The sequence below is a fragment of the Caballeronia sp. LZ062 genome, from assembly GCF_031450785.1.
Taxonomy (GTDB): Bacteria; Pseudomonadota; Gammaproteobacteria; order Burkholderiales; family Burkholderiaceae; genus Caballeronia.
Genome location: NZ_JARTWB010000001.1, coordinates 1 through 15431 on the forward strand (window position 1 = coordinate 1; position 15431 = coordinate 15431).

Genomic DNA, 15431 nt, shown 5'->3' on the forward strand with positions numbered 1-15431 from the left:
GTGGTGAAACAGCCAGTCGTAGAACGCCGCCTGCGGTTCTTCGAGCAGCCGCAGCGCGTGAAGACCCGCCATGCGCGCCGCTTCGACCGTGAGGGCGCGCGCGCCTTCATCGAAGGACGCGGGAACGGTAAGCACGATGTCCTGTGCTTCGAGCGGCGCGTCGGGGAACTGCTGGTTCCACGCGGCGCGCACGTGGGCGAGATAGCTCGCGCTCGCGGCGACGGGCGACACTTTCGCGACGTCGTCGCCCGCGCCCCACGGCAGGATGGGCGCGACGCGATCCACCGATGCGTGCGAAAGCCAGCTCTTCGCGCTCGACACGAGCCGCCCGGGCACCTGCGCGCCGAGATGGCGAGCGAGGCGGCCGACGACCGCTGGCGGCTCGGTCCCGGAAGCCGGCGACCACGGCAACTGCACGTCGCCGGGTGCAAGCTCGCCCGGCGCCGGGTGATACCGCAGCGACGGCAGAAGCGGCTGCGCGGCCACTTCGCCGGGACCGACGAGTTGCTCGACCGCAAACACGCGAATGTCGTTCGAACCGGCCTCGGCATAGGCGACGACGGTATTGCTCGTCCCCAGATCGATGCCGACGCGATACCGCGCGCCCGACGGTGCCGACGGCTTTTTCTTGCGCGCGGACACTTACAGGCCCGCGCCGTGGTCCGCGTTCGCGCTGCCGCGCACGTCGAACTCGACTTTCCAGCGTTCCGCCGAGCCGCGCGGGACCGCTTCGAGTTCGAGCGTGCCCGCTTCCGTCACGCGCGCGTGCAGCTTGACCGGCACCACTTCGCCCGGGGTGCGTCCCTCGGAAGGCAGCGATGCCTCGATTTCTTCCAGTTCCTGCAACTCGTCCGGTTGCCAGTAGTCGAGCAGCGTGCCGACCTGATCCTGCCTGCGCACCGACGAGCCGAAAAAGCGGAAATGCACCGGCTCGCCGACGACCAGCCCGAACTCCTGCGCGGGCAACGCCGCCTCGGTGCCTTCCTCCATGCCGAACGGCGCGACGCAGAGCGCCGATACGGGCGGCTCGAGCCCGGGCACGGCCGGCATCGCCGATTCGACCGCCACGTAGTACGCCCGCGCCGTGCCGCCGCGAATCCGCACACCCTTGCCGCGCCGCACGTAGCCGTAATACGCCGCGCCTCGTGCCACCGCGAGATCGAGATCCGCGCCCTCCAGCAGGCGGGCGGGCGGCGCATTTTCGACGGAAAGCCAGGCGTTGAGCGTCGTCATCACGCGTTCGACCAGCAAATGCGACTTGAACACGCCGCCGTTGAACAGCACGGCGGTCGGGTGCAACAGCGTCGCGCCGGGCGGCACGTCGTGCTGAATGCCTTCCACTTCGGCGAGCGCGTTCACCTGGCGGCCAAGGAACGCGGCGAGATGACGCGTGACGGCCGCGTCCTGCGCGTACGGCAGGCCGAGTTGCGTGAGACCGACGCGAGCGCGCGCAACAGGACGGGCGGACGCATCGACTTGCGGGAAGAAGCCTTCGAGCAGAATCTGCGTGAGTTCGGCGCGCGTGAGTTCGGTGCGCAGCGACCCGCCGATCAGCTTCGAACCGCGGCTCGGCACGACGAGCGGCACCGCATCGGTAGTCGGATCGGAGAGCAGCGTCTCCTTCGCCGAGCGGCACGCGTAGGTCAGCGCGCGCAACTGCCACGGATCGGGCTGCGTGCCCTGACTTGCGAGCTTGCGCGCGACGACATGCGCGAGCGCCAGATCCATGTTGTCGCCGCCGAGCAGAATGTGCTCGCCGACCGCCACGCGATGCAGTTCCAGATTGCCTTCGCGCTCGACCACGGCGATCAGCGACAAGTCCGTCGTGCCGCCGCCGACATCGACGACGAGAATGACGTCGCCCACCTTGACCTGCTTGCGCCAGCCGCCGCCCGACTTTTGAATCCAGCTATAGAGCGCGGCCTGCGGTTCTTCGAGAAGCGTCATGCGCGCGTAGCCCGCTGCGGCCGCCGCTTCGGCGGTGAGTTCGCGCGCGGCGGGATCGAAGGAGGCAGGAATCGTCACGGTGACGTCCTGCTGATCGAACGGCGCGTCCGGATGCGCGTGGTTCCAGGCTTCGCGCAAATGCGTCAGATAGCGCACCGAGCTTTCCAGCGGCGACACGCGCTCGACTTCCTCGGGCGCGTCGGCCGGGAGAATCGCGGCGCGCCGGTCGACGCCCGGATGACACAGCCAGCTTTTCGCGCTCGACACGAGCCGGATGGGCGTGCCCGCGCCACGGCTGCGCGCCAGTTCGCCGACGATAAACGGCCGCTCCTGCGTCCACGGCAGCGTCAAATCGCCGGGCGCGAGTTCGTTCGGATGCGGCAAGTAGAGAAACGACGGCAGCAGGTCGCGCTCTTCGGCGGCGCCCGGCGCGGTCAGTTGCGCGATGGACAGCACGCCCTGCGCGGTCTTTTCGCCATCGCTCGAAGACAGGTCCACGTACGACAGCGCGCAATGCGTGGTGCCGAGATCGACGCCGATCGAATAGCGCGGCGTGTTTTGTTCGTTGAAGTCGCTCATAGCTCCACCTCGGCCGGCGCGACGATGCTCGCATCATGCGTCTGTGCGAGCTTCGGCAGGCGCGTTTCCTCGACCTTCCATCCACGATGGCTGATGCTGCCGTTGAACGGCGGCTTGCCGACGACGTTGCCGGTGAGCCGCACGGCGCTCGCGTCGAAGCCGTCTTGCAGCGTGATGCGGCTGCCTTCGGCTTCGGTGCGGACCGGCTTGATGGTGAAGTGCTCGCGCAGCACGGCGCGGCAGCCGTCGTGCACGAGGCGCGCGGCCGCGCCGATGTCGGCGTCGCTGTAATTGACGATGTCCTCTTCGACGAAATCGATGAAGCGCGCGTCGCGTTGCAACAGACCGAGCAACTGCAGTGCGGCGACCGGGCTCGCTTCCTTGAGCGGCGACGGTGCCGGTGTTGCCGGCGCAACGGGAGCGGCGGCGGGCGCCGGCGTTTTAATGGGCGCTTCCGGCGCTTCGGGTGCTTCGCGCAGACGCTGCACGCGGCCGGCGAATGCGCCGTTGCCGAGAATGCCGAAGAAGGCGCCGAAGGCTATCGACAGCCTGCCGAAGAAAGATGGATTCATGTCGGTCATGGGTGATGCTCCTGTTGGCCGCGTCCGAAGGACGACCTCATCCTCGGGCGGCGCGGGTGGCCGAGTTCGGTGGCTGACCGGCCGCAAAGCGCCGGTTGCCGGGAATGCTGCGTCGGCGCGATGGCATCGCGCGCCGGTGAGACGAGCGCAAGAAACGCCGGGGCGTTCGTGCCTCATCCCGTTATTGTCCATGAAGTTGCGGATCACGCGGGAAAACATCCTCGCGGGCGGGTTCGGGCTGGCCGCTCGACGGGGCGCGTCGCGCGTGGCGGCGGCGCTCATTCTCGGGATTTGCGGGGGTAAGTCAAGGCGGGGCGGGTGGATGCGTTGGCTCGGCGGGAAAGGCTGGAGGCTCGAGCTCTCATGGCCGGGCGTCGAGCGGAGGCCAAGTGCGGGTTTGGGTGCGAGTGCGGGTTGGAGTCTGAGCGCGAGTCCACGGGCAAGCTCAAGTCCTAATCCGAGCCCCGAGCCCCGAGCGGCGAGCCGCGAGCCGCGAGCCGCGAGCCGCGAGCCGCGATCGCTAGCGCGCAGCCCCGCCTCGCAAGCTGCCACGCGCAGACCGCAACCCGCGAGCCGTAAGCCAAAACCCAAAGGCACAAGGCACAAGGCACAAGGCACAAGGCACAAGGCACAACGCGCAAGGCGCAGGGCACAAGGCATTCGCCGGCGGACGTGACATCACGCAAGCAGCGCGTATGACACCATCTCAACGGCGATGCCAGCACGGCACCGGCGAGTCGTTATCCAGCGGAATTAGGCCGGCCCGAGCCGAACCTCGCACGGACGCACATCGCCCCTAACGCGGCTCCGCTTCCCGATTCTGGCCGAATCCGCCATCGACGGCGTGCTGGGCGCCACCTCGGGCTTTCACATCGAACGCGGCTACATACGCCACCGCATCGCTGCCATCCCACACGCGGCCGTCGCAGAGGGTCGCGGCTTGCCGTTCCGCAGGGATCGGCACGCCCGAAGCGTCAGCCGCCTCGCGATACAGGGCCGTCTGGTTGACGGCGGCGGCAACGGCGGCGTCGTCGCTCTCGGCGGTGAGCATGCCCCATCGACGGTACTGCGTGATGAACCAAAGGCCATCGGATGAGCGCGGGTAGTTGACCGCGCCGTCATCGAAAAAGCGCACTGGCGCGGTGCCGTCATGCATGCCGAGGCGGGCTTCGATCAGTTCGCGCGGCACGCCCAGCAAGTCCGACGAAGCGAGCGCTTGCGCGATCTCCGCGCGATGCTCACGCGTATCGACCCAGGCGCATGCATCGAGCATCGTGCGCACCAGCGCCCGCGCCGTATTCGGATACAGCGCGACGAAATCGCGCCGGCAGGCGAGCACCTTCTCCGGATGGTCCGGCCAGATCTCACTCGTATGGACGACCGTGCGCCCAGCGCCGCGCGCTTCGGCCACCGCATGCCACGGCTCGCCCGCGCAGAAGCCGTCGAGCGTTCCTTCGGCCAGCGCCTCGGCCATGCGCGGCGGCGGAATGACGACGCTGCGCACGTCGCGCAACGGATGCACGCCGTTCGCCGCGAGCCAGTAGTACAGCCACATGGCATGCGTGCCGGTCGGGAACGTCTGCGCGATGACGGGCATTCTCCCGAGCGATGCCAGCGCGTCCTTCACGCGCGCGCCCTGACGGATGGCGTCCGCGATCGGATTGGACAGCGTGATCGCCTGCCCGTTGCGATTGAGCACCATCAGCACGGCCATGTCCGCCTGCGGCCCGCCAATGCCGAGTTGCACGCCGTACACGAGCCCGTAGAGCGCGTGCGCGGCGTCGATCTCGCCCGACAGCAGCTTGTCGCGCACCGCCGCCCACGACGGCTGGCGGCACAGTTCGATTTCGATGCCGTGCCGCTGTCCCATCTCGCGCAGGGCGGCGGCAGCGAGCGGGGCGGCGTCGCTGAGTGCGACGAAGCCGAGCCGCAGATGCGTGCGTTCGGGCGCGGGCGTGGCGGATGAAGCGGATTCGAGCGAATTCATGACGTGATAGGGAGTACTGGCTAACCGAGCAGATCGGCCACGGAAACAAGCTGACGCGCGATTTCAGCGACTTTCATGCCCTGATCCATCGCGCGTTTGCGCAGCGTGGCGTAAGCGTCGTTCTCCGACATGCCGCGCCGTTCCATCAGCAGACGCTTCGCGCGGTCGATCACTTTGCGTTCCGCGAGTTCGTTTTCGACTTGTTCGAGCCGCAGCCGCAATCGCGCCTCGTGAGCGAAGCGCGCGAGCGCGACATCGATGATCGGCGCGAGCCGTTCCGGCGCGAGCCCCTCGACCGAATACGCCGTCACGCCCGCACCGACGGCCGCGCGGATGAACTGCTGGTCGGCGTCGTTGCTGAACATGAGCACCGGGCGCGGCGCGGCCTGATTCATCACGGCGAGCTGTTCCAGCGTGTCGCGCGACGGCGACTCCGTGTCGATGATGACGACATCGGGCTTCTGACTCTCGACGGCCGCATGCAGCTTGGCCGGCGCGGCCACTTCGGCGAGCATCTCATAGCCCATGCGCGCGAGCTGATCGCGAAGATCGCCGATGGGCTTGTCGGTGTCGGTGACGAGGAGAACGCGCAGCATCTGTCGGGCGTAAAGCGGTGTATCGAAGGATCGGTGTTTGAACTCTAACGCACGGCGCCGAAAGCGAAAACCTGGCCGAATGGCATAGGCCGCATGACAAAGGTATTCAGGCCGCGTGGGCGAGACCGCGCTCGCGCCGCGCCGCGAACTCCACCGCCTCGCCGATGGCTCCGCCCACGAAAATGACGGCGGGGCTGCCGAGCCCGGCTTCAGCGGCATCCTCGGCCAGACGTTCGAGCGTTGTGACGAGCCGTCTCTCATCGGCCGAGCCTGCGTGCTGCACGACCGCCGCCGGGGTGCCGGCGGGCAGCGCGTCGAGCAGTGACGCCGCGATGCTCGCAATGCGGCTCATGCCCATGTAGATGGCCAGCGTCATGCCGGTCGCGGCGAGCGCGCGCCAGTCAGGTTCGCTGTGGTCCTTCATGTGCGCGGTGACGAAGGTCACGCCCTGGCAATGGTCGCGATGCGTGAGCGAGATGCCGAGGCTCGCTGCCGCCGCGAAGCCGGACGACACGCCGTTCACGATCTCCACCGCGATGCTCGCACCGCGCAATGCCGCGAGTTCTTCGCCCGCGCGGCCGAATAGCAGCGCATCGCCGCCCTTCACGCGAACCACGTGCAGGCCCATCTTCGCGTAACGCTGCATGAGGCGCTCGATGAATGCTTGCGGCGTTGATTTGCAGCCGCCGCGCTTTCCCACGTGAATCACGCGAGCGCGTGGCGCGAGCGTGGCGATGTCCTGATTCGCGAGATCGTCGAGCAGCAAGATATCCGCTGCAGCCAGCACCTTCGCGGCGCGGATCGTCAGCAGATCGAGATCGCCGGGGCCTGCGCTCAGCAGCGTCACTTTGCCTGGGGTCTTCGCGGTGGTGTTGCTCATGTTCGGTCCTGTATCGCATGGTGCTGGGAATCGGCGCGGCGAACGCAAAAAGCGTCCGCTCGTGTCGGGCACGAGGACGCCATTGTCCGTAGTTCGCAGTCGCTATCTTCGATGCCGCCGCCAGCGCCGTTGCCGTGGCGCTCGATGAAATGCAATAAGCGGGCCATTGCGGTGGCATCAGCCTTTTCGATGCCGTTCGCGGCGAACGAGCACAACCACTGTGCGCAGCCGCACTGCCACAGCGCGCGCACGCGTCGATTCAGTGAAGCGGGCAACGTGCGCTAACCGGTTGGTACAAACACACGTCGGCGCGAGCTTCGCACGCGATGGGTGCTGCGTCGCACCATCGCTGTGCCGGCCTGCATCGAAACGCGACGCGCAATGAATCGCCACGCGCAGTGTGCGGACCGCGCGAAGCCTTATGCAGCAAGCGATAGCGGGCGATACAGCGCGCATGGCATAGCCCTTGCCTTTAGTCTCGCATCGGATCAACGGCGATCCGTCCTGAACACAGCGCCTGGCGGATGAAAACGCGGGCACGGACAACGGCGTCCCCTGCATCCGGCCATCGGCCGAATGCGCGGGACGCCTTTCTTTTTTGCGGAAAGACGATGGATAAAGCCACCCGAATCGATCTCTTCAGCTTGCGTACCGCGCCGATGCGCGCGTTCCATCTCACGTGGATGGCGTTCTTCGTGTGCTTCTTCGCGTGGTTCGCGTGCGCGCCGCTCATGCCGCTCATCAAGCGCGAATACGGGCTTAACGCGGACCAGATCGCCAACATCAACATCGCGGCGGTGGCCGTGACGATTCTCGTACGGCTCGTCGTCGGTCCCATGTGCGATCGCTTCGGGCCGCGCAAGGTCTATAGTGCGCTGTTGCTCGCAGGCGCGGTGCCGGTGATCGGTGCGGCGCTTTCGACTGGCTATGACAGCTTCCTGTGGTGCCGTCTCGCGATCGGCGCAATCGGCGCGAGCTTCGTCATCACGCAGTACCACACGTCGGTGATGTTCGCGCCGAACGTGGTCGGCACGGCCAACGCGACGACCGCAGGCTGGGGCAACGCGGGCGCGGGCGCGGCGCAAGCCATCGTGCCCTTGCTCGTTGCGGCCGCGATTGCATTGGGCGCGGGCGAGGCATCGGCATGGCGCATCGCGCTGATCGTGCCGGGCGTCGTCATGCCTGTGATGGCCTTCTTCTACTGGCGCTATACGCAGGACTGTCCGCAAGGCGATTTCGCGCAACTGCGACGCGCGGGCATTGCCATCGACGGCGGCAAGAAGGGCGGCTGGCAGAGCTTTCTCACCGCTTGCGCGAACTATCGAGTGTGGATGCTCTTCGTGACATACGGCGCGTGCTTCGGCGTCGAAGTGTTCATTCACAACATCGCGGCTGTCTATTACGTCGATCATTTCGGTCTGTCGCTCGGTCAAGCGGGTCTGGCGGCGGGCAGCTTCGGCTTGCTCGCACTGTTCGCACGCGCACTCGGCGGCTGGCTCTCCGATAAAGCGGCCGCGCGACGCGGCCTCGATATCCGCGCGACGCTGCTCTTCGTGCTGATCGCGGGCGAAGGCGTCGGGCTTTATGCCTTCGCACACGCCAATAGCATCGCGCTCGCTGTCATCGCGATGATCGCGTTCGGTCTCTTCACGCACATGGCGTGCGGCGCGACCTATGCGCTCGTGCCGTTCATCGACCGCAAGGCGCTCGGCGGCGTGGCCGGCGTGATCGGCGCGGGCGGCAATGCGGGCGCGGTAGCGGCTGGCTTCCTGATGAAAGGCGTGGGCAACGTGCAGCAAACGCTCTCGCTCTTGGGCGTGCTCGTCGCGGGCTCGGCGCTGTGCGCCATTGCCGTTCGCTTCTCTCCTGAACACAAGGCACGCGAAGCCGCGCTGCGTGAAAGCGCGCTCGCAGTCCATAACGGCGTTGCAAACTGAGGAAGGTCCTGTCATGAAGATCGTTGTCATCGGCCACGGCATGGTCGGCCACAAATTCCTCGAATGTCTCGCTGAAAGCGGCAATGAAGCACTGCACGTTACGGTGTTGTGCGAGGAGCCACGCGCGGCCTATGACCGCGTGCATCTGTCGGAGTTTTTCTCGGGCAAGTCGGCGGATGAACTATCGCTCGTCCAAGAAGGGTTCTTCGAACGTTCGGGCTACGCGCTGAAGCTGAACGCGAGAGCCGTTGCGATCGACCGCGCCGCGCGCACCGTCACGACATCGACGGGTGAAACGCTCGCCTACGACAAGCTCGTGATGGCCACAGGCTCCTATCCGTTCGTCCCGCCGGTAGATGGTAAGGACCGCGAAGGATGCTTCGTCTATCGCACGATAGAAGACCTGCAAGCCATGCAGGTGTTCGGTGCGCGCGCGAAGACGGGCACGGTCGTCGGCGGCGGATTGCTCGGACTCGAAGCTGCGAAGGCGCTGCGTGACATGGGACTCGAAACCCACGTCGTCGAATTCGCGCCGCGCCTGATGGCCGTGCAAGTGGACGAGGGCGGCGGCCGCGTGCTGCGAAGCAAGATCGAGGCGCTCGGTGTGACGGTGCATACGAACCGCAATACGGTCGCTATCGTGGATGGCGAGAACGCGGTGAATCGCATGAATTTCGCGGACGGCGAGCATCTCGACACTGACATGATCGTGTTCTCCGCGGGCATTCGTCCGCGCGACGATATCGCGCGCGCGGCGGGACTGGACGTGGGTCCGCGCGGCGGCATCGTTATCGACGACGCCTGCCGCACGAGCGACGAGCATATTTATGCGATCGGCGAATGCGCGCTGTGGAAGGGCCAACTGTTCGGTCTCGTTGCGCCGGGTTACGACATGGCGCGTGCCGTCGCGAAGCAGTTGCTGGGCGAGCAGGCGTCATTCACCGGCGCGGACATGAGCACCAAGCTGAAGTTGATGGGCGTGGATGTCGCAAGTATCGGCGATGCGCACGGCAAAACGCCCGGCAGCCGTTCCTACCAGTTCAGCGACGAGCGCAAGCAGATCTACAAGAAGCTCGTCGTGTCCGATTGCGGCAAGTACCTGCTGGGCGGCGTGATGGTCGGCGATGCAGCCGAATACGGCACGCTTCTGCAACTCATGCTGAACAAAATGGAACTGCCCGAAGCGCCGGAGTTCCTCATTCTTCCGCAAGCAGATGGCAAGGCCAGACCCGCACTCGGCGTCGAAGCGTTGCCGGACGCTGCGCAAATCTGCTCGTGCAACAACGTGAGCAAGGCCGAAATCTGCGCAGCGGTTTGCGCGGGCGCGACGAGCATCGGCGCATTGAAGAGCGCATGCAAGGCGGGCGCGTCGTGCGGCGGCTGCGTGCCGCTCGTCACGCAAGTGATGAAGTCGGAGATGAAGCGTCAGGGCCTTGCGGTGAACAATCACATTTGCGAGCACTTTGCTTATTCCCGGCAGGAGCTGTATCACATCGCTCGTGTGGAAGGGCACCGCACCTTCGCGTCTCTGCTCTCGAAGCACGGCAAAGGGCTCGGCTGCGATATCTGCAAGCCCGTGGTGGCCAGCATTCTCGCTTCGTGCTGGAACGAATTTGTGCTGAAGAAAGAGCACGCGAGCTTGCAGGACTCGAACGATTACTACCTCGCCAACATTCAGCGCGACGGCACGTATTCCGTCGTGCCGCGCATGGCGGGCGGCGAAGTCACGCCCGATGGTCTTATCGCAGTCGGCCAGATTGCGAAGAAATACGGTCTCTACACGAAGATCACGGGCGGCCAGCGTGTCGATATGTTCGGCGCGCGCGTCGAGCAGTTGCCGCTCATCTGGGAAGAGTTGATCGCAGCCGGTTTTGAATCTGGTCATGCCTATGGCAAAGCGCTGCGCACGGTGAAGTCGTGCGTCGGTTCGACATGGTGCCGCTATGGTGTCGGCGATTCGGTCGGCCTCGCGGTGCAACTCGAAAATCGCTACAAGGGTTTGCGCACGCCGCACAAGATCAAGTTCGGCGTATCGGGCTGCACGCGCGAATGTGCCGAAGCGCAGGGCAAGGATGTCGGCGTGATCGCGACGGAAAAGGGCTGGAATCTCTACGTCTGCGGCAACGGCGGCATGAAGCCGCGTCACGCCGAACTGCTCGCTTCCGATCTCGATCAGGCGACGCTCGTGCGTTATATCGACCGCTTCCTGATGTTCTACGTGCGCACTGCGGACCGCTTGCAGCGCACGAGCGTATGGCGCGACAACCTCGAAGGCGGCCTCGATTATCTGATCGACGTCGTCGTCAACGACAAGCTCGATATCGCGCATGAACTGGAAGCCGAGATGCAGCTCGTCGTGGACACGTATGAAGACGAGTGGAAGAAGGCCGTCACCGATCCCGAGACCCGCAAGCGCTTCCGTCATTTCGTGAACAGCGACAAGCGCGACGAGACCGTGACCTTCGTCGAGGAGCGCGGGCAGATCCGGCCGGCGACGCCTGATGAACGTAAGGTCAAGCGCATCGATATTCCCGTGATTGTCGAAACCGTCTGAAGCAGGAGCACAACATGAACGACCGTATCGAACCGGACTGGACCCTTGTTTGCGAACTGAACGATATCGTGCCCGACACGGGCGTCTGCGCGCTCGTCAACGGCGCACAGGTCGCCATCTTTCACGTTGCGGCGGAATCGGACACGGTGTACGCAATCGACAACTTCGATCCGCACTCGCAGGCCGCCGTGCTCTCGCGCGGCATCGTGGGGAGCCTCGGCGAACGCATCGTCGTGGCGTCGCCGATCTATAAGCAGCACTTCGATTTGCGCACCGGCGAATGTCTCGAAGCGCCGGAGCGTTCGGTCAACGCGTACCGCGCAAGGGTGGCGGGCGGCAAGGTTTGGATCGCAGCATGAAGACCGAGTATGCGGTTGCAGCTGCGGCAGGCGCGGGGCGCGTTGAAAAGCAGCGGCTCGTCGTCATCGGTAACGGCATGGCTGGTATGCGTACCGTCGAAGAGTTGCTGAAGATCGCCCCCGAGCTCTACGACATTACCGTGTTCGGCGCCGAACCCCACGGCAACTACAACCGCATCCTGCTCTCGCCAGTGCTGGCTGGCGAAAAGAGCATGGACGACATTGTCATCAACACGCGCGAGTGGTACGACGCGAACGGCATCACGCTGTATGCGGGCGATGCGGTCATCCAGATCGATCGTGCGCGGCGTATCGTGCGCTCTGAAAATGGGCGCGAGGCGCCGTATGACCGCTTGCTGATCGCGACCGGCTCGAAGCCTTTCGTGATTCCCGTTCCCGGATGCAATCTGCCCGGCGTCATTGCGTTCCGAGATATTCAGGATGTCGAAACGATGCTCGACGCTGCACGCGATCATCGTCATGCGGTGATCATCGGTGGTGGATTGCTGGGTCTGGAAGCGGCTAACGGCTTGCAACGGCAAGGCATGTCAGTGACGGTCGTGCATGCGAGCGGCAGCCTGATGGATCGGCAACTGGACGCAAGCGCGTCCGCCTTGCTCAAGCGTTCTCTCGAAGCAAAGGGCCTGCGTTTTGCGATGGCGGCGCAAACGACCGAGATCGTCGGGGACGAACGCGTGCGAGCCGTGCGCTTTGCAGACGGCACGCAGATCGACGCGGACCTCGTCGTGATGACAGCAGGCGTGCGGCCGAATATCGCGCTGGCGCAAGCTTCGGGTCTGCACTGCGAACGCGCGATCGTCGTGGACGATACGCTGCAGACGTTCGATCCGCGCGTCTATGCTGTGGGCGAATGTGTGCAGCATCGCTCGGCCACGTTCGGCCTTGTCGCGCCCATCTGGGATCAGGCACGCGTGGCCGGCGCGCATCTCGCGGGCGCGGGACATCGGCGTTATGTGCAGCGCGCGACCGCGACGAAGCTGAAGGTCACGGGCGTCGATCTGTATTCCGCAGGCGATCTCATCGGCGGCGAAGGCAGCGAAGACCTCGTGTTACGTGATCCTCGCCGTGGCGTCTATAAGCGGCTTGTGTTGCAGGCGGGCCGCATAATCGGCACGGTGTTGTATGGCGATGTGAAGGACGGCGGCTGGTACTTCGATCTGATCCAGAACCGCACAGATGTCTCGCATCTTCGCGACCGCTTATTGTTCGGAAAGACGCTTTGCGAAGGGACCGCATGAGTCGCATCGATATGAATGCCATCATTCCCATCACGCCAGAGAAGCCCGTTGGTGTGCGCACGACATGCCCTTATTGCGGCGTCGGGTGCGGCGTTGTAGCCACACCGCGCACGCCTGTCGACGTTGCCATTTCCGGCGACGAAACGCATCCGTCCAACTTCGGCCGTCTGTGCGTGAAGGGCTCCGCACTCGGAGATACGGTCGGCTTGGACGGGCGCCTGCTCAATCCGAAACTGCGAGACAAGGCGACCGGCAAGCTCAACGATGTGTCGTGGGCCGACGCAATCGGCACTGTCGCGAGCGGCTTTTCCCGCATCATCGCCGAGCACGGGCCAGATGCGGTGGCGTTTTATGTGTCCGGCCAGTTGCTGACCGAGGACTACTACGTCGCCAACAAGCTCATGAAGGGCTATGTCGGCAGCGCGAACATCGACACGAATTCGCGGCTCTGCATGTCGTCGTCCGTGGCGGGGCATAAGCGCGCATTCGGCGAAGACCTCGTGCCGATGAACTACGAAGACCTGGAGCTCGCGGACCTGATCGTGCTCGTCGGATCGAACACCGCATGGTGTCATCCGATCCTTTTCCAGCGCATCATGAAGGTGAAGGAAGCGCGGCCGGACGTGAAGATCGTCGTGATCGATCCGCGTTACACCGCTACGTGTGAGATGGCGGACTTGCATCTGCCGCTGAAGCCCGGCAGCGACGTGCGGCTCTTCAACGGCCTGTTCGCCTTTCTCGCGGAGCATGGTGCAACGGATTCCGCGTTCGTCGATGCGCATACCGAAGGCTACGACGCTGCGCTGTCGGCAGCCGGGCCTGCGGACGTCGCGCAAGCGGCGAAGGACTGCAAGGTCGACGCGCACGACCTTGCGAACTTCTATCGCCTGTTCGCACGCACCGAACGCGTGGTCACGGTGTATTCGCAAGGCGTCAATCAGTCGAGTGCTGGGACCGACAAGGTCAACAGCATCATCAACTGTCATCTGGCGACGGGCCGCATCGGCAAGCCGGGAATGGGGCCGTTCTCCTTCACAGGGCAGCCCAATGCAATGGGCGGCCGCGAAGTGGGCGGCCTGGCCAATACGCTCGCCGCGCATCTGGAACTGGATAACGCGACGCACCGTGACGTGGTGCAGACGTTTTGGTCATCGCCACGTGTCGCATCACGCGGTGGCCTGAAGGCCGTCGAACTGTTCGATGCCATCGAAGCGGGGCGTGTCAAGGCCGTATGGATCATGGGTACGAACCCAGTCGTCAGTCTGCCGGACGGAGACCGTGCGAAGCGGGCGCTCGAACAGTGCGAGCTGGTCGTCGTATCCGACATCATCGAGAAGACGGACACCAATGCTTTCGCGCATGTGCTGTTGCCCGCGCTTGGATGGGGCGAAAAAGACGGCACGGTGACGAATTCGGAGCGGCGCATCTCGCGTCAGCGGGCGTTCCTGCGCGCGCCCGGGCAGGCACGCGCCGACTGGCGCATCATCTGCGACGTCGCGCGGCGCATGGGTTTCGATGGCTTCGAGTATGACGGCGCGCACGAGATATTCGACGAACATGCGCGCTTGTCGTCGTATCGGAACAATGAAGACGGCGCGTATCGCGCATTCGATATCGGCGCGCTGAGCGGCCTGTCACGCGAGCAATATGATGAACTACAGCCCGTGCAATGGCCGCTCCGTGCGAACGATCACGCGAGCAGTAAGCGGCTCTTCGACACAGGGCGCTTCAATCATGCAGATGGCCGTGCGCGCTTCGTCGCGACGTCGCCGCGCGCCCCCGTCAATGCTCCGGATATCAACTACCCGCTCGTGCTCAACACCGGGCGCGTGCGCGACCAGTGGCACACGATGACGCGCACGGGCCGTTCCGCGAAGCTCGCGGGGCATATCAGCGAGTCGTTCATCGATATGCATCCGCAAGATGCGCTCGCATGCGGCGTGCGAGAAGGCGAGTTGGCGCGTGTGACGAGCCGCTGGGGTTCGATGGTCGCTCGCGTACAGCACGGTGGCGGCATGCCGCGCGGCAGCGTCTTCGTGCCGATTCACTGGAACGATCAGGTGGCATCGGATGCACGCGTGGGCGCGGTCGTGAATCCGGTTGTCGATCCAGTGTCGGGCGAGCCCGAGTTCAAGCACACGCCGGTCACAATCGAGAAATTTCATGTGACGTGGCACGGCTTCTCGCTTTCCCGCAATGCGCTTTCGCTCGGTAATGTCACGCACTGGACACGCATTCACGGCGATCGCTTCGTGCGCTATGAACTGGCGGGACGCAATCGCTTCGATGCGTCGCATGACGATCATCACGACTGGGCGCGAGCACTCTTCGATATCGACGATCCGCACGCGGACTGGATCGAGTACGAGGACAAGAGCGCGGGCGTGTATCGCGCGGCGCATGTGGTGAACGACCGCATCGAGAGTTGCGTATTCATTTCCGAGCGCCCCGATTTGCCCGCGCGCGCATGGCTCGCGAGTCTCTTCGATAAGGACCGTTTGAGCGATGAGGATCGTGCGAGCCTGTTGCTCGGTCAAGCCATCGGCAAGGGCGAGGACACGGGGCCAACGGTCTGCTCGTGCTTCGGCGTGGGTCGCAACACCATCTGCAACGCGATTCGCGACAAGGGTCTGAAAACAGCGGCGCAGGTCACGGCATGCGTGAAGGCGGGCGGCAATTGCGGCTCATGCGTGCCGGAGTTGAAGAGGCTCATTGTCGAGACAGAAATGGCACGGTTGAGCGTTAGCTGACC

The 15431-nt window shown here is 64.9% G+C and carries 11 protein-coding genes; 5 read left to right on the forward strand and 6 right to left on the reverse strand.

Going from position 1 to position 15431, the window contains the following annotated elements:
* From P9239_RS00005 to cobA, 6 genes are all read right to left on the reverse strand, one after another.
* The coding region (locus P9239_RS00005) for an Hsp70 family protein (protein WP_309748470.1) at positions 1-642 on the reverse strand (642 nt) is incomplete at its 3' end.
* Positions 643-2526, reverse strand: coding sequence for an Hsp70 family protein (locus P9239_RS00010; protein ID WP_309748471.1), 1884 nt, complete (start codon positions 2524-2526; stop codon positions 643-645).
* A complete protein-coding gene (locus P9239_RS00015) occupies positions 2523-3107 on the reverse strand; it encodes a DUF2760 domain-containing protein (protein ID WP_309749569.1) in 585 nt (194 codons plus the stop codon). The genes P9239_RS00010 and P9239_RS00015 overlap by 4 nt, the downstream gene beginning before the upstream one ends.
* Positions 3108-3903: 796 nt before the next feature.
* Positions 3904-5094, reverse strand: coding sequence for a CmpA/NrtA family ABC transporter substrate-binding protein (locus P9239_RS00020; protein WP_309748472.1), 1191 nt, complete (start codon positions 5092-5094; stop codon positions 3904-3906).
* A gap of 20 nt (positions 5095-5114) precedes the next feature.
* A complete protein-coding gene (locus P9239_RS00025; protein WP_309748473.1) occupies positions 5115-5690 on the reverse strand; it encodes an ANTAR domain-containing protein in 576 nt (191 codons plus the stop codon).
* Between the two features lie 106 nt (positions 5691-5796).
* Positions 5797-6570, reverse strand: coding sequence for a uroporphyrinogen-III C-methyltransferase (gene cobA / locus P9239_RS00030; protein ID WP_309748474.1), 774 nt, complete (start codon positions 6568-6570; stop codon positions 5797-5799).
* Positions 6571-7181: 611 nt separating this feature from the next.
* Here cobA and P9239_RS00035 point away from each other — a divergent pair.
* Genes P9239_RS00035 through P9239_RS00055 form a run of 5 tightly spaced genes read left to right on the forward strand, consistent with a single transcriptional unit; the run spans position 7182 to position 15429 of the window.
* Positions 7182-8507: an MFS transporter gene (locus P9239_RS00035; RefSeq protein WP_309748475.1), complete on the forward strand. Its 1326-nt coding sequence runs from the start codon at positions 7182-7184 to the stop codon at positions 8505-8507.
* Positions 8508-8520: 13 nt separating this feature from the next.
* Positions 8521-11061: a nitrite reductase large subunit NirB gene (gene nirB / locus P9239_RS00040; protein ID WP_309748476.1), complete on the forward strand. Its 2541-nt coding sequence runs from the start codon at positions 8521-8523 to the stop codon at positions 11059-11061.
* A gap of 14 nt (positions 11062-11075) precedes the next feature.
* Positions 11076-11420, forward strand: coding sequence for a nitrite reductase small subunit NirD (gene nirD, locus P9239_RS00045; RefSeq protein WP_309748477.1), 345 nt, complete (start codon positions 11076-11078; stop codon positions 11418-11420).
* Positions 11417-12679, forward strand: a complete 1263-nt coding sequence (locus P9239_RS00050; RefSeq protein WP_309748478.1) for an FAD-dependent oxidoreductase — start codon at positions 11417-11419, stop codon at positions 12677-12679. Before nirD ends, P9239_RS00050 begins: the two co-directional genes overlap by 4 nt.
* Positions 12676-15429 carry a molybdopterin-dependent oxidoreductase gene (locus P9239_RS00055; protein WP_404980132.1) on the forward strand — a complete coding sequence of 918 codons (2754 nt, stop codon included), beginning with the start codon at positions 12676-12678 and terminating at the stop codon, positions 15427-15429. Before P9239_RS00050 ends, P9239_RS00055 begins: the two co-directional genes overlap by 4 nt.
* The last annotated feature ends 2 nt before the right edge of the window (positions 15430-15431 follow it).

Bases quoted from the DNA above. Each gene is read 5' to 3' on its own strand.
- P9239_RS00010 (WP_309748471.1), bottom strand. From the start codon at position 2,526: ATGAGCGACTTCAACGAACAAAACACGCCGCGCTATTCGATCGGCGTC.
- P9239_RS00015 (WP_309749569.1), bottom strand. From the start codon at position 3,107: ATGACCGACATGAATCCATCTTTCTTCGGCAGGCTGTCGATAGCCTTC.
- P9239_RS00020 (WP_309748472.1), bottom strand. From the start codon at position 5,094: ATGAATTCGCTCGAATCCGCTTCATCCGCCACGCCCGCGCCCGAACGC.
- P9239_RS00025 (WP_309748473.1), bottom strand. From the start codon at position 5,690: ATGCTGCGCGTTCTCCTCGTCACCGACACCGACAAGCCCATCGGCGAT.
- cobA (WP_309748474.1), bottom strand. From the start codon at position 6,570: ATGAGCAACACCACCGCGAAGACCCCAGGCAAAGTGACGCTGCTGAGC.
- P9239_RS00035 (WP_309748475.1), top strand. From the start codon at position 7,182: ATGGATAAAGCCACCCGAATCGATCTCTTCAGCTTGCGTACCGCGCCG.
- nirB (WP_309748476.1), top strand. From the start codon at position 8,521: ATGAAGATCGTTGTCATCGGCCACGGCATGGTCGGCCACAAATTCCTC.
- nirD (WP_309748477.1), top strand. From the start codon at position 11,076: ATGAACGACCGTATCGAACCGGACTGGACCCTTGTTTGCGAACTGAAC.
- P9239_RS00050 (WP_309748478.1), top strand. From the start codon at position 11,417: ATGAAGACCGAGTATGCGGTTGCAGCTGCGGCAGGCGCGGGGCGCGTT.
- P9239_RS00055 (WP_404980132.1), top strand. From the start codon at position 12,676: ATGAGTCGCATCGATATGAATGCCATCATTCCCATCACGCCAGAGAAG.